Raw genomic sequence first — 19,370 nt, forward strand, 5'->3', positions numbered from 1 at the left:
TGACCATTCAGCTCACATTTTTAGGGTATGAAAATGTAAATATTCTGTCTAATATATTAATAATCTCAAATAAGACGTTTTAAATATGAATATCGAGTTGCGTCATTTGCGCTACTTTGTCGCCGTTGCTGAGGAGCTACATTTTGGCCGCGCCGCGGCGCGACTGAACATCTCTCAACCACCGCTAAGCCAGCAGATTCAGATCCTTGAGCAGCAGACCGGCGCTCGCCTGTTTGCCCGTACCAACCGCAGCGTCAGCCTGACGGCGGCCGGAAAGCAGTTTCTCGCCGATAGCCGACAAATCCTCGCCCAGGTGGATGAGGCGGCTGCTCGCGCCGCCCGTCTACACCATGGCGAAACGGGTGAGCTGCGCATCGGCTTTACCTCCTCGGCCCCTTTTATTAAGGCCGTCTCCGATACGCTATCGATGTTTCGCCAACGCCTTCCGGATGTGCATATTCTCACCCGCGAGACTAACACCCGCGAACAGATAGTGCCCCTGAGCGAAGGGGCTCTGGATTTGGGGCTGCTGCGCAATACTCAACTGCCGGACACCCTGGCGTGGGAGCGGGTTCTGCGCGAGCCGCTGTTGGCGATGGTCCCGGCGAATCACCCGCTGGCCCGCCAGCCCTCGGTCAGCCTGGCGGCGCTGGCGCGCGAGCCCTTCGTCTTTTTCGACCCGCACGTCGGCACTGGCCTGTATGACGACATCCTCGGCTTGCTGCGCCGCTACGGCCACACGCCGAAGATTGCCCAGGAGGTGGGGGAGGCAATGACGATTATTGGTCTGGTGGCCGCCGGCCTGGGGGTATCGATCCTCCCGGCCTCCTTTCAGCGCGTCCAGCTCAGTGAAATGCGCTGGCTGCCGATCGACGAACAGGATGCGGTATCGGAGATGTGGCTGGTGTGGTCTAAACACCATGAGCAAGGGGCACTGGCAAAACGCTTTCGTGAGGCGCTGCTCTCCTGGAAAAGCGAGCATAATTGAGGCGAAAAGGGGTTGGAAATGTGCGGTAAATCACAAGGCTAAGTAAAAATTTGACGTTCACCGTCGAAGTGCTTCACCATAGCCGAAAGTTTATTTCGAAGCGCGAAAATAAGGGAGTCAATGGTGGTAGCGGATAGTCAACCAGGCCATATCGATCAAATAAAGCAGACCAATGCGGGCGCCGTGTATCGCCTGATTGATCAGCTCGGCCCGGTATCGCGTATCGACCTTTCCCGATTTGCGCAACTGGCGCCGGCCAGCATCACCAAAATCGTCCGCGAAATGCTGGAAGCGCATCTGGTTCAGGAGACCGAGATCCAGGAGCCCGGCAGTCGCGGCCGCCCGGCGGTGGGGCTGATGGTGGAGACCGAGGCATGGCACTATCTGGCGGTGCGCATCAGCCGCGGTGAGATCCATCTTTCGCTGCGTGATTTAAGCAGTCAGCTGGTGGTGGAGGATCAGCTGGAGCTGGCGCTCACCGACAGCACGCCGTTTCTGACGCGCGTTATCGACCATATTGATCGCTTCTTTATTCGCCATCAAAAGAAGCTGGAACGCCTTACCTCCATCGCCATGACGATGCCCGGTATTATCGATACCGAAAATGGCATTATTCATCGCATGCCGTTTTATGAGGATGTTAAAGATGTCCCGCTCGGCGAAGCGCTGGCCAATCATACTGGGGTGCCAGTCTATATTCAGCATGACATCAGCGCCTGGACTATGGCGGAATCTTTGTTTGGCGCCTCGCGCGGCGCCCGGGACGTCATTCAGGTGGTCATCGATCATAACGTCGGCGCCGGGGTGATCACCGATGGGCGCCTGCTGCACGCCGGCAGCAGCAGCCTGGTGGAGATTGGCCATACCCAGGTCGATCCCTACGGCAAACGCTGTTACTGCGGCAACCATGGTTGCCTGGAGACGATTGCCAGCGTAGAAAGCGTGCTGGAGCTGGCGCAGATGCGCATGGCGCAGTCGATGAGCTCGCTGCTGCACCAGCGTCCGCTGAGCGTGGAGTGGCTTTGTCAGGCGGCGCTGCAGGGCGATTTGTTAGCCCGGGACATCATCAGCGGCGTGGGTAATCACGTTGGGCGGATTCTGGCGATCATGGTCAATCTGTTTAATCCGCAGAAAATTCTGATTGGCTCGCCGTTCAATCTGGCGGCAGAAATTCTTTTTCCGGCAATTTCCAGCTGTATTCGGCAACAATCTCTCCCAGCCTATAGCCGGCATATTACCGTTGAAAGTACTCAATTCTCCAACCGCGGAACGATGGCTGGCGCGGCGCTGGTTAAAGATGCGCTCTATAACGGATCCTTACTCATACGACTGTTACAGGGTTAACATTTTTTCATAGTCACACCAAAAATTGCGCTATCTCAAGCTGACCTCAGACGGCTTCACGTAGACTTTGCCCACCGTTGATTATTTCTCTCCCGTATATTTCATCGACAAAACTGTGGGGTTAGTGATGTTTAAGCGTTTCTTTATTACAGGTACAGACACCTCTGTCGGGAAGACAGTGGTTTCCCGTGCGCTGTTGCAGGCACTTGCTGCCAGAGGCAAAAGCGTGGCCGGGTATAAGCCTGTGGCGAAGGGCAGCAAAGAGACGCCGGACGGTTTACGTAACAAAGATGCGCTGGTGTTGCAGAGCGTCTCCACGCTGGCGTTACCTTATGAGGCTGTCAATCCCATCGCCTTAAGCGAAGACGAGAGCAGCGTGGCGCATAGCTGCCCGATCAACTACGGTCTGCTGTCCGATGGTTTGCAGCGTCTGGCCGCGCAGGTCGAACACGTGGTGGTTGAAGGCACCGGCGGCTGGCGCAGCCTGATGAACGACCTGCGGCCGCTCTCCGAGTGGGTGGTTCAGGAGCAGCTCCCAGTGCTGATGGTGGTGGGGATCCAGGAGGGGTGCATCAACCATGCGCTACTGACAGCCCAGGCGATCGCCAATGACGGTTTACCGCTGATTGGCTGGGTGGCCAATCGGATCAACCCCGGTCTGGCGCACTACGCCGAAATCATCGATGTCCTCAGCAAAAAGCTGCCGGCGCCGCTGATCGGCGAGCTGCCTTATCTACCGCGCGCCGAACAGCGTGAGCTGAGCCGCTACGTCGACTTAGACATGCTCGGCAACGTGATGGCGATAGATCGAATCCCGGCGTAACGTCCGCGACAGCACAGACGACACGACGCAGGTTATCAGCAGACCGGGCAGCAGCGTATACTGCCCGGTCATCTCGCAAATCATCAGGGTTGACATGATCGGCGCATGGGTCGTGGCGGCCAGAAACGCCGCCATGCCGGTCAGACCCATCATGATGGCCATTTCTTCACTTCCCGGCAGCCACAGCCTGCTGAAGCAGGCAAACAGCATGCCCATCGCCAGGCCGACAAACAGCGTCGGGGTAAAGACCCCGCCAGGCGCGCCGGAGCCGCTGCTGGCCAGCACCGCCAGCAGTTTGCAGATAAATACGCCCACCAGCAGCGCACCGGACGGCGGCAGCAGCAAATAGCTTTGCACTACGCTGTAGCCGTTGCCCCATACTGCCGGGGTGATGAGCGATAAGCCGCCGACAATCAGCCCGCCCAGCGCCAGCTGCCATGGCGGCGCCAGCTTCAGTTTAACGAATCCGCGGTGGCTGTAGTCCATCAGCCAGATAAACAGCGGCCCGCACAGCCCGGCCAGCAGGCCAGTCGCCAGCATTAAGCCATAGTGCAGGGCGCTGAGGTTTTGCTGTAACACGACGTGATACAGCGGCGCGGCGCCGCCATTAAGAAACTGCGTCAACAGCAGGGCGATCACCGCCGAGATCACCACCGGCCCAAGCGAGGCCAGCATCAGCGTGCCAAAGAGAATTTCAGCAATAAACAGGCTGCCGGCCAGCGGGGCATGATAGGCGCTGGCCATCCCGGCAGCCGCGCCGCAGGCGACCCATAGCTTCCATTCACTCTGCGGCGTGAAGCGACGGGCAAACAGCGAGGCCGCCAGCGCGGCCAGCAGGATCATGGCGCCTTCCCGGCCAATCGCGCTGCCGGTCACCACGACCAGCAATGACGCCAGCGATTTCACCAGGCTTGCCGGCGTATCGAAACAGCCGTCGCCGGTCTCCAGGGCTTCCATATAATCGGTGGCGGCATGTGGACGCGCGACGCTGCGTCGTTGCCAGAGTCAGAGTAAGGTTCCCGCCGTCAGGCCGCCCAGCGCGGGGGTAACCAGCCGACGCCACGCCGGCAGCGACTGTGCGGCGTTGACCAGGCTCCCGCTGTCATTACTGAGCAACAGCGTTTCCAGCACCACCATAGCGTGGCGAAACAGCGCCACCGCCAGGGCGGCGAGAAGGCCAATCAGGGTGGCGATCAGCAGGCGGCGAAACATCACCTGCACATCAGGGTAGGGATGAAGACGATGCATTAGTCACGGCGAGGTTCAGAAAACATTGGCTTATTGTGATAGGGAATAACCTTAGATGCAAAAGCGATAAGTGCGGGTGAAAGGCTGGGAAGCGGCAAAATAAAACCGCGCCGGATACCGGCGCGGCGAAGGGTTAACGATAGAGCGGTTTTTGCGCCACGGCGATCGGCAGATTCTCCTGCCACTGCGCCAGAGTCGCCTGCGCCAGCTGACCCAGCGTCTGATAGAAGGGGTGGGCGGCATGGTCGACAAAGACGCTCAGGAAACGCCCGGACCACGGCAGCAGGTGCCAGGCCAGCAGCTGAGCGAACAACGCATCCTGCTCCGTTTCGCACTACCATGCCGCCAGGAGTAGCACGGTGCCGAAATGATCTTCCGGTTCGTTGCCATCGGCCTCCAGCGCGATACCGTTCTCGCGCATCCACTGGCGCAGAGCCAGCGTGGAATCGCCAAACAGCACAGACTCTTTATCCAGCCAGACAGAGCCCCAGGGCGGCGCCGGCAGGGCCCATGGCCCGATAAACAGGCGCTGCCAGGCTTCCGGCAACGTTTCTTCAGCCGATGCGGCAAACCCTGACGCCAGCGGGGCTGCGACCGGGAAGGGCCACTGCTGCTGCCAGCTCCCGTCCTGGAAGGCGGCGACCAGCGGCGCAATTTCCGCGCTATTCGGCGCATAAGAGAACAGCGCGCCCAGGGTGCGGGCGCTTAACGCGACGGCGTCGCGATTTGGGATCGGCATCATCACTTATTCCTTTCTGCGGCGCGCGCCTGCGCGCCGTCTCATTAACCGGCAACCGCCATACCGACGGTCATATGCAGACCATAAAACAGGCCGCGGCCAATACATTCGGCGATCAAGACCAGCAGCAGGCCGATCAGCAGCCCCGTAGCGCGCGGCGGCTGGCGGCGGATCAGCGGACATAGCCAGCAGCCGAGGCCCAGCGCCAGCAGTACCAGGCGTAGCGCCTGGAGTTTGCCGTAATCTGGCAGCAGGTTGGCCGCCTGCTGAACCGAGCTGTGAAGGGTACTGAGCCCGGCGCTTTGCATAATGATAACTGCGGCGCTGATGACCAGCGCGGCCACGCTCAGTCCGGCAAAAAACCAGCCGTTAAAGTCGACTTTCGCCAGCCGCAGCAGCAGGGCGGCAAACAGCGGCCCGCTGAGGAGCACCGTCAGAAAGAACGCGCTGGTGGTGTAGCCATTGTACCATGTTGGCACGGTATTGATTTGGTAAACCCGGGTCATTGCGAGGACAAACAGCAGCCCTAACAGCATGGCGATCGCCAGCCAGACTTTACCCAGCGTCGCCGGCATTTTTTCCAGCACCGCCAGCAGCCACCAGAATCCGCCCACGGCGAAGAACAGAGCGCCGCTGGCGATTTCGTTGCTCAGCGCCGAGGCGCCGATGCGGTTCAGCGAGTTAAACGCGCGCAGCGGTGAACCGAGATGCATCACCGAAGCAAGAAAACCAATGCCCATCAACAGCCAGATAAAAAACATATTGCGCACCAGCCGCCGCCGGGCTTCCCGTTGGTCCCCCAGCGCCAGCCAGCCAAGACCGCTGACGATGGTCGCGCCGACCACGCACTGACCCAGCACCGTAAACAGCACCAGCGGCCATTCATGCCATCCGTTTCCCATCTCACACCTCCTTCGGGTTCGCCAGGTAACCGGTGGTATCGCCACACGGCCGGGCATTGGCGTTAGGTTTGATAACGATACTCGGCCGGGTAAAGTGCGCCGACGGCAGCGGCGCTACCGCGGCCAGCTGGCCGTGCTTAGCGCGCAGTTCGGCAATCGGCCCGAAATCCAACGCCCGCAGCGGGCAGGACTCGACGCAGATCGGCTTTTTCCCCTCGGCGACGCGCTCGTGACAGCCATCGCATTTGGTCATATGGCCTTTGTCGGCGTTATACTGCGGGCGCCGTACGGGCAGGCCATATGGCAGTAGCGGCAGCCAATGCATACCTCTTCGTTGACCACCACAAAACCGTCTTCGCGCTTATGCATCGCGCCGCTCGGACAGACCTTGGTGCAGGCCGGATCTTCACAGTGGTTACAGGCGATGGAGAGGTAATAGGCAAACACGTTCTGCTGCCAGACGCCGTTGTCCTCCTGCCAGTCGCCGCCGGCATACTCATAGATCCGGCGGAAGCTGACCTCCGGAGTCAGGTTCTTGTAGTCCTTACAGGCCAGCTCGCAGGTTTTGCATCCGGTACAGCGAGCGGAGTCGATAAAGAATCCATATTGCGTGCTCATGGTTTACTCCTTAAACCTTCTCGATATCGACCAGGTTGGTATGCTGTGGATTCCCCTTCGCCAGCGGTGACGGGCGGTGGGTGGTCAGGGTATTCATGCAGGCGCCATGGTCGATCCGATCTCCGGTCATATTGGCGTCGTGCCAGGCGCCCTGGCCCATCGCCGAGACCCCCGGCATGATGCGTGGCGTCACTTTCGCCGGAAGACGGACTTCGCCGCGCTGATTAAAAACGCGCACCATATCGCCGTTTTTAATCCCGCGTTTTTCCGCGTCAAGCGGATTGATCCATACTTCCTGGCGACAGGCCGCTTGTAATACCTCAACGTTGCCGTAGCTGGAATGGGTGCGCGCTTTATAGTGGAAACCAAACAGCTGCAGTGGATACTGGCTGCGCAGCGGATCGTCCCAGCCTTCAAATGTGGAGGCGTAGACCGGCAGCGGGCTGATAACTTCGTCTTTCTCCAGCTGCCAGCGGGCGGCAATCTCTGCGAGTCGGCTGGAGTAGATTTCAATTTTGCCGGACGGGGTTTTGAGCGGATGCGCTTCAGGATCGTGCCGGAAGTCGCGATAGGCGACGAAGTGGCCGTTCGGGTCTTTGCGCTTGTAGATGCCCATTCGCTTCAGATCCTCGTAGGCCGGCAGCGCCGGATCTTTCGCCACCATTTTGGCGTACAGATACTGCAGCCACTGTTCCTGGCTACGTCCCTCGGTAAAACGTTGATGCACGTCGTCGCCGAGTCGTTTCGCCACTTCGCTTAGGATCCAGTAAATCGGTTTGCGTTCGAACTTCGCTGAGGTGGCGGGCTGAATAAAAATCAGATAGCCCATATTGCCGGCGTAATCGTTAGGAATGATATCCTCCTGCTCAACGGTCATCAGGTCGGGCAGCAGCAGGTCGGCGTATTTCGCCGACGAGGTCATAAAGTTGTCGATAACCACAATGGTTTCGCACTTGCTTTCATCCTGCAGAATTTCGTGGGTCTTATTGATGTCGGAGTGCTGGTTGATGATGGTGTTGCCCGCGTAGTTCCACAGGAACTTGATCGGCACATCCAGCTTCTCTTTTCCGCGTACGCCATCGCGGCTGGCGGTCATCTCTGGACCGCGCGCGATGGCGTCGGTCCAGGTAAAGCAGGAGATGGCGGTCTTCACCGGGTTTTCCAGCACCGGCAGGCGCTCAATGGTGATGGTGTAGGTTGATTCGCGGGCGCCGCTATTGCCGCCGTTGATGCCGACGTTGCCGGTTAAGATCGGCAGCATGGCGATCGCCCGGGCGGTGAGTTCGCCGTTTGCCTGGCGCTGGGGCCCCCAGCCCTGGCAAATGTAGGCCGGCTTGCTCATGCCGATTTCGCGCGCCAGCTTAATGATGCGCTCGGTGGGGATACCGGTAATACGCGAGGCCCACTGCGGCGTTTTAGCGATCCCGTCGTCGCCCTCGCCGAGGATATAGGCTTTGTAGTGACCGTTCGCCGGCGCCCCGGCCGGGAGCGTTTTCTCGTCGTAGCCAACGCAGTATTTATCAAGGAAAGGCTGGTCCACCAGATCTTCGTTAATCAACACCCAGGCGATACCGGCCACCAGCGCGGCGTCGGTGCCGGGGCGAATGGGGATCCACTCATCTTCCCGACCGGCGGCGGTATCGGTGTAGCGCGGATCGATGACGATCATTCGCGCGTTAGAGCGCTCGCGGGCCTGCTCCAGATACCAGGTAATACCGCCGCCGCTCATCCGGGTCTCCGCCGGATTGTTGCCGAACATCACTACCAGCTTGCTGTTTTCAATATCCGAGGTGCTGTTGCCGTCGTTACTGCCGTAGGTGTAGGGCATGGCGCAGGCAATCTGCGCAGTACTGTAGGTACCGTACTGGTTAAGCGAGCCGCCGTAGCAGTTCATTAAACGCGCCACCGGCGACGCGGAAGGCGACGAACGGGTGATGTTGCCGCCGACGATCCCTGAAGAGTAGTTAATGTATACGGCTTCGTTGCCATACTGCGCTACCACGCTCTTCAGGCGGTCGGCGAGGGTATCCAGCGCCTCCTGCCAGCTGATGCGGACAAATTTGCCTTCTCCGCGCTTGCCGACGCGCTTCATGGGATAGTTAAGGCGATCCGGATGATTGATGCGCCGGCGAATCGAACGCCCGCGCAGGCAGGCGCGGACCTGATGGTCGCCGTAGCGGTCGTCGCCGGTGTTATCCGTTTCGACGTAAACCACTTCATCATCACGCACGTGCAGCCGCAGGGCGCAGCGGCTGCCGCAGTTAACCGAGCAGGCGCCCCAGACAATGCGGGTTGTGTCGCCTGTAGCCTGCTGAACTGCCGCCGCGGCGCGGCGCAGCGTAAAGGGCAGGGTCAGCCCGCCGGCGGCCAGCGCCAGGGAGCCGAGGGCTGTAGATTTTAGTAGCGCGCGTCGGCTGACGCCGCCGGGAGATTCCTGATTCGACATTGCTCACTCCATGATAGTTATGCTGTGCGGAGAAGGACCGCCACGTCATTAACCGACGCAGGGGTGAGCGATAATACGTTATGGGTAGCCAGCAGACCTTATCCCTGGTCAATGCAGGGATAAGATCTTTCATTTGAAACCGAAGAGGGCCTACTGAGCGTCGTTTTCGGCGGGACTGTCGCTGTTACGCGTATAGGTGATTTTGAAGGTGTCGTTGGCGCAATGACCGACCACCTGAACCCCGGGCTGGTCTGCCTGATCGTTTGGCACAATGGCCAGGCTGAAGGCGGTTTCCGGTACGCCATTGTTGATGATCTTCTGCTGGATGTCGCTTTTGACCCGTTCACAGGAGTCGGGAGCCGCCAGTACGGCCGTGGAGCACAGCAGTAGCGCAGCGCCGGTGCAGAGGGATAGTTTCATCTTACGCTCCTTATCGATGTTATCCAGATTTAAGCATAGCAGAACTGGTGTAAACAATTGTATTTGCTAATATGATCGGATGTACACAAAAGGAATCGTCTGTGAAAAGATTGTATTGGCTGATCCCGGCAGCGCTGCTGCTGACGGCATGCGACCGTAAAAGCGCCCCGGACGCCTTCACCCCGGAAATGGCGAGTTTTTCCAATGAGTTTGAGTTTGATCCCCTGCGCGGGCCGGTGAAAGATTTTAGCCAGACGCTGCTGGATGAACACGATGTGGTGGTCAAGAAGGTTAGCGCTCAGCTCTCAAGGGAAGGGTGTTTCGATCTGCTGACCCTGGAAGATGTGGAGAACAAAACCGGCGCCACGCTGCTGCTGGACGCCAACTATTACGTCGATGGGCGCACCCACGAGAAGCGGCTGCGCCTACAGGGCAAGTGTCAGCTGGCGGAGATGCCTGCCGCCGGGGTGAGTTGGGAGACGGATGATAACGGTTTTATTATCAGCGCACGCGGCAAAGAGACCACCGCCACCTACCGCTATGACAGCGATGGCTATCCGCTGGGAAAAACCACCACCGCCAAAGAGGAGCGATTTACCGTCGCCTCAACGCCGTCAAAGGATCCGCGTAAGAAATTGGACTATACCGCCATCAGCACCTTCAACGATCGCACGCTGGGCACGGTGCGTCAGACCTGCGACTACGACGATCACGACAATCCGCTGAGCTGTGAGCTGCAGGTGGTCGATGAAAGCGTCCAGCCGCCGCTGACCCGCCACTACACCATTAAAAACCGTATCGATTATTACTGAGCCGTCGGCTTCAGCAGGGACGGCCCGGGCGTTTTGTGCTCGGCCAGATACTGGTGCTGGAACAGGCACATGCGGATGGTGTTGCGGTACTCGCCGTTAATGAAAAACTCATGGATCAGTTCACCCTCGACCATAAAGCCGAGCTTACGGTAAATATGGATCGCTTTTTCATTCTCTTTATCAACGATTAAATACAGCTTATACAGATTGAGCACGGTAAAGCCATAGTCCATCGCCAGGCGTGCGGCGCGGGTGGCGAGACCTTTTCCCTGGAAGTCGGGGGAGATGATGATCTGGAACTCGGCCCGGCGGTGCACATGGTTGATTTCAACCAGCTCCACCAGTCCGGCTTTATCGCCATTGCATTCGATGACAAAGCGGCGCTCGCTTTGATCGTGAATATGTTTGTCGTACAGATCGGAGAGCTCAACGAAGGCCTCGTACGGCTCTTCAAACCAGTAGCGCATGACGCTGGCGTTGTTATCGAGCTGGTGGACGAAGCGCAAATCTTCGCGCTCAAGCGGGCGGAGTTTGACGTGTAGCGCGTCGGTCATGGAGATTCCTGTGGTCAAAACGGAAAAGGGATTACAGAAAGGCGGCGCCCGCAGGCGCCAGCGTGGTCAGGGAGCGGCTCAGGGATTGATCGCGCGGCCGGTGCGACGGTCAAGACAGCGCAGGGTGTTTGGCTCCCAGTAGGCATTGACGTTGGCGCTCTTCTGGCAGTTATCCTGCGCGTCGAAAGCGACATCGGCTTTATCCCACTCTTTTTCCGCCCGTTTGTTCACCTTCTGGCGCAGGCTGCGGGTGTCGTTCCATTGCTCTTTTTCCATCGACGCCTGCTGACGGCTCTGCGCGCTGTCGCCAGATTCAATCACCAGCCGGTCGGTGGCGGCATAGGAGCTGGAGGTGTAGACCACAGCGCTTAACGCCAGAATGGCGGTCAGGCACCAGCGTTTATTCAGTGTCATGTTCATCACGATTTCCTTTAAGTGATGGGTTAACCCTCAGGTTCAGTTTACTACAGCTCTTTTGTCGGGCATAGCCGGCAAAACAGCGTGGGGCAGAGGCCATTATCGCGTAGAATAGTTCAACGCTTTGTCTCTTTTACGAATCTTTTAATGCTCAAAACAACGCTGCTGTTCTTTGCTACCGCTCTGTGTGAAATCGTCGGCTGTTATCTACCGTGGCTATGGCTCAAGCGCGGGGCAACGCCGCTGCTGCTGATCCCCACCGCCCTGGCGCTGGCGCTATTCGTCTGGCTCCTGACGCTCCATCCGGCCGCCAGCGGGCGGGTATATGCCGCCTACGGTGGGGTGTACGTTTGTACCGCATTGCTCTGGCTGCGGGTCGTTGATGGGGTCAAATTAACCCATTATGACTGGGCGGGCGCGGCCATCGCCCTGTGCGGCATGCTAATCATCGTGGCGGGGTGGGAACGGGCCTAAGCCCGTCATGTGTGATTCCTGCCGCTTTTTTCAACCCTAATTCTTGTATGGTAGTCGACCTGTTGCCTTACTTATCAGACATCCTATTTCATATGACTCTGTAAGGAACAACGATGGCTATCGAGACTCTTGCCGCCCGGACCAGGGCGACGCCGTTACGCATCCGTCGGGTGCAGAAGATCACCCTGACGCTGCTGTTTATCGCCGGTATCGTCAACTTTCTTGACCGCTCTTCGCTGAGCGTCGCCGGGGAGGCGATACGCGCCGACCTGGGCCTTAGCGCCACCGAGTTTGGGGTGCTGCTCTCCGCCTTTTCGCTCTCCTACGGCTTCGCGCAACTGCCCTCCGGTATTTTGTTGGATCGCCTGGGGCCACGGATTGTGCTGGGCGCCGGGCTGATTTTCTGGTCCGCGATGCAGGCCCTGACCGGGATGGTCAATTCGTTCTCGCATTTTATTCTGCTGCGCATTGGCCTCGGGATCGGCGAAGCGCCGTTTATGCCAGCCGGCGTGAAATCGATCAACGACTGGTATGCGCAAAGAGAGCGCGGCACGGCGGTGGGAATATTCAACTCCTCGACGGTGCTGGGCCAGGCTATCGCCCCGCCGGCCCTGGTCATCATGCAGTTGGCCTGGGGTTGGCGAACGATGTTTGTGGTGATTGGTTTAGCCGGGATCGTGGTCGGCCTGTGCTGGTATGTGGGCTACCGTAACCGTCGGCAGTTTACCCTGCAGGAGGAGGAGCAGCAGTATCTGGCCAGTGAGGAGGCGGCCCGCCCGGCGCTGAAGTTTAGCGAATGGCTGGCTCTGTTTAAACGGCGGACTACCTGGGGGATGATCCTCGGCTTTTCCGGTGTGAACTACACCGGCTGGCTGTATATCGCCTGGTTGCCCGGCTATTTGCAGGCGCAGCAGGGGTTAAGCCTGGCCCGTACCGGCTGGGTGGCGGCGATCCCGTTTCTTGCCGCGGCGGTGGGGATGTGGGTCAACGGCCTGGTGGTCGATGCCCTGGCGCGCAGAGGCTACGATCAGGCGAAAACCCGCAAAACGGCGATTGTTATCGGTCTGGTGCTGTCGGCGCTGGGCACCTTGCTGGTGGTGCAATCGTCCACGCCAGCCCAGGCGGTGGCTTTTATCTCCATGGCGCTGTTTTGCGTTCATTTTGCCGGGACGTCCGCCTGGGGGCTGGTGCAGGTAATGGTGGCGGAGCATAAAGTGGCTTCGGTGGCGGCGATCCAGAACTTCGGCAGCTTTGTGTTTGCCTCCTTCGCGCCGATCGTGACCGGCTGGGTAGTGGATACGACTCACTCTTTCAATCTGGCGCTGGTGATCGCCGCCGGGGTGACCTTTGCCGGGGCGCTGTGCTATTTCTTTATCGTCAAAACTCGCATCGATTAACAACGCTCGGCGATTCGTCAACAGCAGGCCCGCAGGGACGCGCGGCCGCCATGTTCTTCTCCTCCCGTTACCTGCGCTATCCTGTCACTGCGGCGATTGCAGCCACGTGCCCCGTGCTTTATCAGGCGAGATCTTCTTGTATGGTAGTTGACAGAAATCAAAGATGTTATACCAATTGCGTGAGATGGTTGAGGCACAAAGGCATTCTCCTCGAGAGTTCTCCCCGAGAATGGTTGATGGGCTACATAACAACGAGAGTCATCATGGAAAACACCCTCTTAACCGCTAACGCCACGCTGCCGACCTACGATCGCAGCGCACTGATCCCCCGTATCGTTCATCTTGGTTTTGGCGCGTTTCATCGCGCTCATCAGGCTGTGTATGCCGATATACTGGCCAGCGAGTACGGCAGCGACTGGGGCTACACCGAAGTTAATCTGATTGGCGGCGAGCAGCAGATCGCCGATCTCCAGCAGCAGGATCTGCTGTATACCGTCGCCGAAATGTCCGCCGACGCCTGGACCGCGCGCGTGGTTGGTGTGGTGAAGCAGGCGCTGCACGCCGGGGTTGATGGTCTCGAAGCGGTGCTGGCGGCGATGTGTCAGCCACAGGTGGCCATTGTCTCCCTGACGATTACTGAGAAAGGCTATTGCCATTCGCCAGCCAGCGGCGAACTGCAGCTCGATCACCCGCTGATCGCCGCCGATCTGCATAACCCGCACCAGCCAAAATCGGCGGCGGGGGTAGTGGTGGAGGCCTTATCTCGCCGCCGGGCGGCCGGCCTGCCTGCTTTTACCGTGATGTCCTGCGATAACATGCCGGAAAATGGTCACGTGATGCGCAACGTCGTCTGCGCCTACGCCCGGGCTCTGGACGAGGATCTTGCCGCTTGGATAGAGCAGAATGTCACCTTTCCGTCGACGATGGTGGACCGGATTGTCCCGGCGGTGACTGCCGAAACCCTCGATAAAATTACCCAGCTGACCGGGGTGCGCGACCCGGCCGGGGTGGCCTGCGAACCTTTCCGTCAGTGGGTGATTGAGGATAACTTTGTTGCCGGACGTCCGCAGTGGGAGAAAGCGGGAGCGGAACTGGTCGCCGACGTGGTGCCTTTCGAAGAGATGAAGCTGAGAATGCTCAATGGTAGCCATTCGTTCCTCGCTTATCTCGGCTATCTGGCCGGTTATCAGCATATCAACGACTGTATGCAGGACGATAACTACCGTCGCGCGGCGCTGTCGTTGATGCTGGACGAACAGGCACCAACGCTGAAGGTGCAGGGGGTGGATCTGTCACGCTATGCCAGTTTGCTGATTGACCGTTACTGCAATCCGGCGCTGAAGCACCGCACCTGGCAGATAGCCATGGACGGCAGCCAGAAGTTGCCCCAGCGCATGCTGGACTCCATACGCTGGCATCTGGTGCATCAGCGTGATTTTACACTGCTGGCGCTGGGCGTGGCAGGGTGGATGCGTTACGTTGGCGGCGTTGACGATGCGGGCCAGTCAATCGAGATATGCGACCCGTTGTTGCCGGTTATCCAGCAAGCGGTGGCTGCCAGCGCCGATGGCGAAGCGCGAGTCAAAGCGCTGCTGGGTATTGAGGCTATTTTCGGCGTCGAACTGCCGCAGGAGTCACGCTTTGTCACGGCGGTGACCCGCGCCTACTTAGCGCTGCAGCGGCAGGGGGCTAAAGCTACCGTCGCCGCGTGGGCCGCCGCGCAATAATCTTTTTCCGGTGTCGGTCCCGGGGTCGACACCGGCTCTTCAGTTATTTCTACGATACTCCGCTGATGTCTATTTTTTGCTAGCGATCGGTTTTAGCAGACGCAGAATATGATCGAACGCAATGTCTATACATAACTCTATATTTCCCTGATTTACTAAAGATAATTAGCTGTTATTTTTCCGAACAATGACTGGTATTTCACCGCAATAATGGCATAGTTAAGTTATTGAAAAAGAACTTTCTCTGCAAAAGGAGTACGGGCCATGTATAAAAAAATTTTATTGCCTGTTGATGTCTTTGAAATGGATTTAAGCGATAAAGCGGTGCGTCACGCGGAATTTCTCGCTTCGGCCGAAAATGGCGAGATCACCTTGCTCAACGTTCTGCCGAACAGCAGCCGTTCGCTATTGCGCGGTTTTACGGCGGATATTCGTAAGTTTGAAGCCTATATGAAAGAAGAGTCGGAGAAAAAAATGCGCGAGGTGGCGCGACTGTTCGCCATCCCCATGACGCGGATCCATACCCGCGTAGTCTTTGGCAACGTGCGTGACGAAATTCTGGCTCTCAGTAACAACGAAGAGTTCGATGTCATTGTGATTGGTTCCCGCAAACCGGGGATCTCCACCCATCTGCTGGGCTCCAACGCCGAGTCAATTCTGCGCTACGCCAAAACGCCGGTATTGGTCGTTAGATAATCCCTTCAATGAGACGACGGCTGCGTCGGCCATGCCGGCAGCCGTCTGGCTCTTATTCTTCACTAAACCAGTCGCGGTTCTCCTGGCGAATCAGCAGTACGGATTCGCTGATTTCATGCAAATGGATACTCATGGCTTTTTCTACCGCCTCGGCATCGCGTTTTTCCAGCGCGGTGAAAATCTCATGATGCTGGCGCAGAAGCATCTCCGGAGAGGTGACATGGTCCAGACTCATATAGCGGACGCGATCGATGGCGGCTTTAATATTTTCCACCGTCTCCCAGGCCAGCTGACAGTCGGCGATAATCGACAGCTTCTGGTGAAATTCATCATCGAGCAGGAAAAAGTCGTTTAACTGCTGCCGATCAACGGCAATACGCTGCTGGTGAAGATTCTGTTCCAGCTGATAAAGTTGCTCTTCGTTAATCATGCCGGCGGCACGGCGAACCACCGCGCACTCAATCGCCTGGCGGACGAAGCAACCATTACGCACCTGCGACAATGAGATTTTATTGACGTAGCTACCGCGCTGGGGACGAATCTGGATAAGTCCGTTTTCCGCCAGCTTAATGAAGGCTTCGCGCACCGGCTGACGAGACACTGCAAAACGCACGGAGACTTCTTTCTCCGACAGCGGTGTACCAGGCGGGATCAGGCAGTGAACGATATCCCGGCGGAGGATGCGATAAATTTGCTGATTGACGGGTTGCGTCGGATTCAGTTGCGATTCTGCGGCCATTGATGGTTACTTTTTAGGGGGTTATGCGCACTATTTTACGCGTTTTTTGCGTTTCCGCCCATACCCGGCCCGCAGGCCGGGTGGCTGACGGTTAGCCCTGACGGTGAACGCTGAGTCCGGCAAAGCTCTGACTCACCGGCATCATCTCCAGGGTGTTGATGTTGACATGTTTCGGCAGGGTGGCGACCCACCAGACCGCCTCGGTCACATCTTCCGGCGTTAGCGCTTGGGTATTTTCGTAAGCTTTTTCGGCTTTAGCGTCATCGCCCTTAAAGCGGACGTTAGAAAACTCGGTGCCGCCCACCAGACCCGGCTCGATGTCGGTCACGCGCACCGCGGTGCCGTGCAGGTCGGTACGAAGATTGAGGCTAAACTGACGGACAAAGGCTTTGGTCGCCCCATAGACGTTTCCGCCGGCGTAAGGCCAGCTGCCTGCCGTAGAGCCGATATTGATGATATGGCCGCGATTGCGCTCCACCATCCCCGGCAGCACGGCGCGGGTCATGTACACCAGCCCTTTATTATTGGTGTCGATCATATCTTCCCAGTCTTCCACACTGGCGCGGTGCGCCGGCTCCAGACCAAGCGCCAGGCCGGCGTTGTTCACCAGCACATCGATAGCCTGCCACTCGGCCGGCAGGTCAGCAATCAGCGTCTCAATGGCGGCGCGGTTGCGGACGTCAAGTTGCGCGATATAAAGGTTATCGCCCAGCTCGTCTTTCAGCGTCTTCAGGCGCTCTTCACGACGACCGGTGGCAATCACTTTATGACCGTTAGCGATAAAACGGCGAGTAATACTTTCACCAAAACCGGCGGTGGCGCCGGTGACCATGATAATCATCTTACTGTTCCTCAACGCTTTTTGTGTTTTCATACCATAGCACGCACAGGCGGCGACCGGTAACGGAAATCATTGCGACCCCTTAAGGAGAGGCCTAATCTTACAGCATTAGCCTGTACAGGAGAGAAAGATGTCCGAACGAAACCCCTTTTTTAGCGTCAGTACGTTGCCTTACCAGGCGCCGCCGTTCGATGTGATTGACGACAGCCACTATCGCCCGGCGTTTGATGAGGGCGTCCGGCAGCAGCGGGCCGAAATTCGCGCTATTATCGACAATCCGCAGCCGGCCAGTTTCGCCAACACGCTCGAGGCGCTGGAGCAGAGTGGTCAGCTGCTGGCGCGGGTGACGCGGGTCTTTTTCGCCATGGCTGGCGCCCATACCAATCCTTATATTCAATCACTGGATGAACAATTTTCCGCCGAACTCGCCGAGCTGGGGAATGACATCTGGCTTAATGCGGCCTTGTTTCAGCGCGTGAACAGCGTCTACGAGCAGCGCGACGCGCTGGCGCTGGACAGCGAGTCCTATCGTCTCCTGACCCTGACGTGGCAACGTTTTGTTCACGCCGGGGCGACGCTGGCTCCCGAGCAGCAGGCGGCGCTGCGCACACTGAACACCGAAGCGGCTACGCTGCAAAGTCAGTTCCAGCAGCGACTGCTGGGAGCGGCAAAAAGCGGCGGCCTGGTGGTTGATTACAGGCATCAACTGGCTGGCCTGAGCGATGAGGAGATAGCGGCGGCGGCTGACGCAGCGCGTGAAAGAGGGCTTAGCGACCGCTGGTTGCTGACGCTGACCAATACCACCCAGCAGCCGCAGCTGCTTGCGCTGCGCGACCGGCAAACGCGGGAGAATCTCTTCGCCGCCGGCTGGACCCGCAATCAGCAGGGCGATGAGCATGATACGCGTGACCTGGTACTGCGGCTGGCGGCGATCCGCGCGCAGCAGGCTGAGCTGTTGGGAGCCGCTGATTACGCCAGCTGGGCGCTGACCGATCAAATGGCGGCTTCCCCGGCGGAGGCATTGGGCTTTATGCGTCAGATCGCGCCGGCGGCGCGGGCGAGGGCGGAACGTGAGTTGGCGGACATCCAGCAGGTGATCGACAACGAAGGCGGGGGTTTTCGCGCGACGGCATGGGACTGGCTTTACTACAGCGAGCAGGTGCGGCGGGCTGCCTATGCCATTGATGACGCGCAGCTCAAACCCTATTTTGCCCTCGAGCGGGTGCTGCACGACGGCGTCTTCTGGACGGCCTCGCAGCTCTTTGGTCTGCGCTTTGTTGAGCGCTTCGATATACCGGTCTATCACCCGGATGTGCGGGTCTGGGAGATCTTCGATCACAACGGCGAAGGGATGGCGCTGTTTTACGGTGACTACTACGCTCGTGACTCAAAGAGCGGCGGCGCATGGATGGATGTGTTTGTCGAACAGTCGACTCTTCGCGCGCAGCGCCCGGTTATCTACAATGTCTGCAACTACGTCCGCCCGCAGGCAGGGCAAAGCGCGCTGCTGTCGTGGGATGAGGTGATCACCCTGTTTCATGAGTTCGGCCATACCCTGCATGGGCTGTTCGCCAGCCAGCGCTACGCCAGTCTCTCGGGGACCAATACGCCGCGCGATTTTGTCGAATTTCCTTCGCAGATCTTCGAACACTGGGCCAGCCAGCCGCAGGTGTTTGCCCACTACGCGAAGCACTACCAGTCCGGGGAGCCGATGCCGCAGGCGCTACGCGACAATATGTTGCGTGCGGCAACCTTCAATAAAGGGTACGACATGAGCGAGCTGTTGGCTGCTGCGTTACTCGATATGCGGTGGCATAGCCTGTCGACCTCGGCATTACCGGAGGAGGTGGACGCGTTTGAGCAGCTGGTGCTTCGGGAAGAGAACCTGGATCTGGCGGCGGTCCCCCCGCGCTATCGCAGCAGCTATTTCTCCCATATCTTCGGCGGCGGCTATGCGGCAGGCTATTACGCCTATCTGTGGACCCAGATGCTGGCCGACGACGGCTATCAATGGTTCGTGGAGCAGGGCGGTTTGACCCGTGAGAACGGTCAGCGTTTCCGTGAGGCGATTTTATCACGCGGGAACAGCACTGATTTAGCTGAACTGTATCGCCAGTGGCGCGGACACGATCCGCAGATTGAGCCGATGCTGAAAAATCGCGGGTTGAGTGCGTAGGGCAATTTT

16 protein-coding genes and 3 pseudogenes are annotated in these 19,370 nt (G+C 58.5%); 9 read left to right on the forward strand and 10 right to left on the reverse strand.

Annotated elements, in window-relative coordinates:
- Positions 1 to 85 precede the first annotated feature (85 nt).
- The 3 genes from BHE81_RS05370 to bioD all read left to right on the forward strand — a co-directional run bounded on the left by BHE81_RS05370 (position 86) and on the right by bioD (position 3,155).
- Positions 86 to 988 (forward strand): LysR family transcriptional regulator, encoded by a 903-nt coding sequence (locus tag BHE81_RS05370; RefSeq protein ID WP_002903700.1) that lies wholly within the window; start codon positions 86 to 88, stop codon positions 986 to 988.
- 123 nt (positions 989 to 1,111) lie between these two features.
- Complete coding sequence (gene mlc / locus BHE81_RS05375) at positions 1,112 to 2,332, forward strand: sugar metabolism global transcriptional regulator Mlc (protein WP_002903701.1); 1,221 nt, start codon at positions 1,112 to 1,114, stop codon at positions 2,330 to 2,332.
- 127 nt (positions 2,333 to 2,459) lie between these two features.
- On the forward strand, positions 2,460 to 3,155 hold the full coding sequence (gene bioD / locus BHE81_RS05380; protein WP_002903703.1) for a dethiobiotin synthase: 696 nt from the start codon (positions 2,460 to 2,462) through the stop codon (positions 3,153 to 3,155).
- Here the strand turns inward: bioD and clcB are convergent.
- The 6 genes and pseudogenes from clcB to BHE81_RS05410 all read right to left on the reverse strand — a co-directional run bounded on the left by clcB (position 3,108) and on the right by BHE81_RS05410 (position 9,528).
- A pseudogene (clcB, locus tag BHE81_RS05385) lies at positions 3,108 to 4,403 on the reverse strand (voltage-gated ClC-type chloride channel ClcB). The gene bioD and the pseudogene clcB overlap by 48 nt on opposite strands.
- 133 nt (positions 4,404 to 4,536) lie before the next feature.
- A pseudogene (gene dmsD / locus BHE81_RS05390) lies at positions 4,537 to 5,145 on the reverse strand (Tat proofreading chaperone DmsD).
- A 41-nt stretch (positions 5,146 to 5,186) separates the two neighbouring features.
- Positions 5,187 to 6,044, reverse strand: a complete 858-nt coding sequence (locus BHE81_RS05395; RefSeq protein ID WP_004190282.1) for a DmsC/YnfH family molybdoenzyme membrane anchor subunit — start codon at positions 6,042 to 6,044, stop codon at positions 5,187 to 5,189.
- A 1-nt stretch (position 6,045) separates the two neighbouring features.
- A pseudogene (locus BHE81_RS05400) lies at positions 6,046 to 6,662 on the reverse strand (DMSO/selenate family reductase complex B subunit).
- Between the two features lie 10 nt (positions 6,663 to 6,672).
- The gene (gene ynfE, locus BHE81_RS05405) at positions 6,673 to 9,108 is read right to left on the reverse strand and encodes a selenate/tellurate reductase subunit YnfE (RefSeq protein ID WP_040186584.1); all 2,436 of its coding nucleotides are present in this window, start codon (positions 9,106 to 9,108) and stop codon (positions 6,673 to 6,675) included.
- A gap of 150 nt (positions 9,109 to 9,258) precedes the next feature.
- On the reverse strand, positions 9,259 to 9,528 hold the full coding sequence (locus tag BHE81_RS05410; protein ID WP_002903714.1) for a DUF1161 domain-containing protein: 270 nt from the start codon (positions 9,526 to 9,528) through the stop codon (positions 9,259 to 9,261).
- Positions 9,529 to 9,629: 101 nt separating this feature from the next.
- Between BHE81_RS05410 and BHE81_RS05415 the strand changes: the two genes are divergently transcribed.
- Positions 9,630 to 10,340: a YnfC family lipoprotein gene (locus tag BHE81_RS05415; RefSeq protein WP_023282549.1), complete on the forward strand. Its 711-nt coding sequence runs from the start codon at positions 9,630 to 9,632 to the stop codon at positions 10,338 to 10,340.
- Here BHE81_RS05415 and speG read toward each other — a convergent pair.
- Together speG and BHE81_RS05425 are read right to left on the reverse strand one after the other, a co-directional pair.
- The gene (gene speG, locus BHE81_RS05420; RefSeq protein WP_002903719.1) at positions 10,334 to 10,894 is read right to left on the reverse strand and encodes a spermidine N1-acetyltransferase; all 561 of its coding nucleotides are present in this window, start codon (positions 10,892 to 10,894) and stop codon (positions 10,334 to 10,336) included. The genes BHE81_RS05415 and speG overlap by 7 nt on opposite strands.
- Positions 10,895 to 10,972: 78 nt before the next feature.
- Positions 10,973 to 11,314: a DUF1283 family protein gene (locus BHE81_RS05425; protein ID WP_002903720.1), complete on the reverse strand. Its 342-nt coding sequence runs from the start codon at positions 11,312 to 11,314 to the stop codon at positions 10,973 to 10,975.
- 108 nt (positions 11,315 to 11,422) lie between these two features.
- Between BHE81_RS05425 and BHE81_RS05430 the strand changes: the two genes are divergently transcribed.
- From BHE81_RS05430 to BHE81_RS05445, 4 genes are all read left to right on the forward strand, one after another.
- Positions 11,423 to 11,785 carry a YnfA family protein gene (locus BHE81_RS05430; protein ID WP_072198387.1) on the forward strand — a complete coding sequence of 121 codons (363 nt, stop codon included), beginning with the start codon at positions 11,423 to 11,425 and terminating at the stop codon, positions 11,783 to 11,785.
- A gap of 113 nt (positions 11,786 to 11,898) precedes the next feature.
- Positions 11,899 to 13,182, forward strand: coding sequence for an MFS transporter (locus BHE81_RS05435; RefSeq protein ID WP_023342836.1), 1,284 nt, complete (start codon positions 11,899 to 11,901; stop codon positions 13,180 to 13,182).
- A gap of 263 nt (positions 13,183 to 13,445) precedes the next feature.
- A complete protein-coding gene (locus BHE81_RS05440; RefSeq protein ID WP_023342835.1) occupies positions 13,446 to 14,909 on the forward strand; it encodes a mannitol dehydrogenase family protein in 1,464 nt (487 codons plus the stop codon).
- Positions 14,910 to 15,173: 264 nt separating this feature from the next.
- Positions 15,174 to 15,605 (forward strand): universal stress protein, encoded by a 432-nt coding sequence (locus tag BHE81_RS05445; protein ID WP_004183938.1) that lies wholly within the window; start codon positions 15,174 to 15,176, stop codon positions 15,603 to 15,605.
- Between the two features lie 52 nt (positions 15,606 to 15,657).
- Here BHE81_RS05445 and BHE81_RS05450 read toward each other — a convergent pair whose 3' ends face one another.
- On the reverse strand, positions 15,658 to 16,344 hold the full coding sequence (locus BHE81_RS05450; protein WP_002903730.1) for a GntR family transcriptional regulator: 687 nt from the start codon (positions 16,342 to 16,344) through the stop codon (positions 15,658 to 15,660).
- Between the two features lie 91 nt (positions 16,345 to 16,435).
- Positions 16,436 to 17,185 carry a bifunctional NADP-dependent 3-hydroxy acid dehydrogenase/3-hydroxypropionate dehydrogenase YdfG gene (ydfG, locus tag BHE81_RS05455; RefSeq protein WP_002903733.1) on the reverse strand — a complete coding sequence of 250 codons (750 nt, stop codon included), beginning with the start codon at positions 17,183 to 17,185 and terminating at the stop codon, positions 16,436 to 16,438.
- Positions 17,186 to 17,315: 130 nt separating this feature from the next.
- Here ydfG and dcp point away from each other — a divergent pair, with 130 nt between their 5' ends.
- Positions 17,316 to 19,361, forward strand: coding sequence for a peptidyl-dipeptidase Dcp (gene dcp, locus BHE81_RS05460; protein ID WP_032417100.1), 2,046 nt, complete (start codon positions 17,316 to 17,318; stop codon positions 19,359 to 19,361).
- Positions 19,362 to 19,370 lie beyond the last annotated feature (9 nt).

It is taken from the genome of Klebsiella sp. AqSCr (assembly GCF_008452795.1).
Taxonomy (GTDB): domain Bacteria; phylum Pseudomonadota; class Gammaproteobacteria; order Enterobacterales; family Enterobacteriaceae; genus Klebsiella; species Klebsiella pneumoniae.

Bases quoted from the DNA above. Each gene is read 5' to 3' on its own strand.
- speG (WP_002903719.1), bottom strand. From the start codon at position 10,894: ATGACCGACGCGCTACACGTCAAACTCCGCCCGCTTGAGCGCGAAGAT.
- BHE81_RS05440 (WP_023342835.1), top strand. From the start codon at position 13,446: ATGGAAAACACCCTCTTAACCGCTAACGCCACGCTGCCGACCTACGAT.
- BHE81_RS05450 (WP_002903730.1), bottom strand. From the start codon at position 16,344: ATGGCCGCAGAATCGCAACTGAATCCGACGCAACCCGTCAATCAGCAA.
- bioD (WP_002903703.1), top strand. From the start codon at position 2,460: ATGTTTAAGCGTTTCTTTATTACAGGTACAGACACCTCTGTCGGGAAG.
- ynfE (WP_040186584.1), bottom strand. From the start codon at position 9,108: ATGTCGAATCAGGAATCTCCCGGCGGCGTCAGCCGACGCGCGCTACTA.
- BHE81_RS05425 (WP_002903720.1), bottom strand. From the start codon at position 11,314: ATGAACATGACACTGAATAAACGCTGGTGCCTGACCGCCATTCTGGCG.
- BHE81_RS05445 (WP_004183938.1), top strand. From the start codon at position 15,174: ATGTATAAAAAAATTTTATTGCCTGTTGATGTCTTTGAAATGGATTTA.
- ydfG (WP_002903733.1), bottom strand. From the start codon at position 17,185: ATGATTATCATGGTCACCGGCGCCACCGCCGGTTTTGGTGAAAGTATT.
- dcp (WP_032417100.1), top strand. From the start codon at position 17,316: ATGTCCGAACGAAACCCCTTTTTTAGCGTCAGTACGTTGCCTTACCAG.
- BHE81_RS05435 (WP_023342836.1), top strand. From the start codon at position 11,899: ATGGCTATCGAGACTCTTGCCGCCCGGACCAGGGCGACGCCGTTACGC.
- BHE81_RS05410 (WP_002903714.1), bottom strand. From the start codon at position 9,528: ATGAAACTATCCCTCTGCACCGGCGCTGCGCTACTGCTGTGCTCCACG.
- BHE81_RS05370 (WP_002903700.1), top strand. From the start codon at position 86: ATGAATATCGAGTTGCGTCATTTGCGCTACTTTGTCGCCGTTGCTGAG.
- BHE81_RS05395 (WP_004190282.1), bottom strand. From the start codon at position 6,044: ATGGGAAACGGATGGCATGAATGGCCGCTGGTGCTGTTTACGGTGCTG.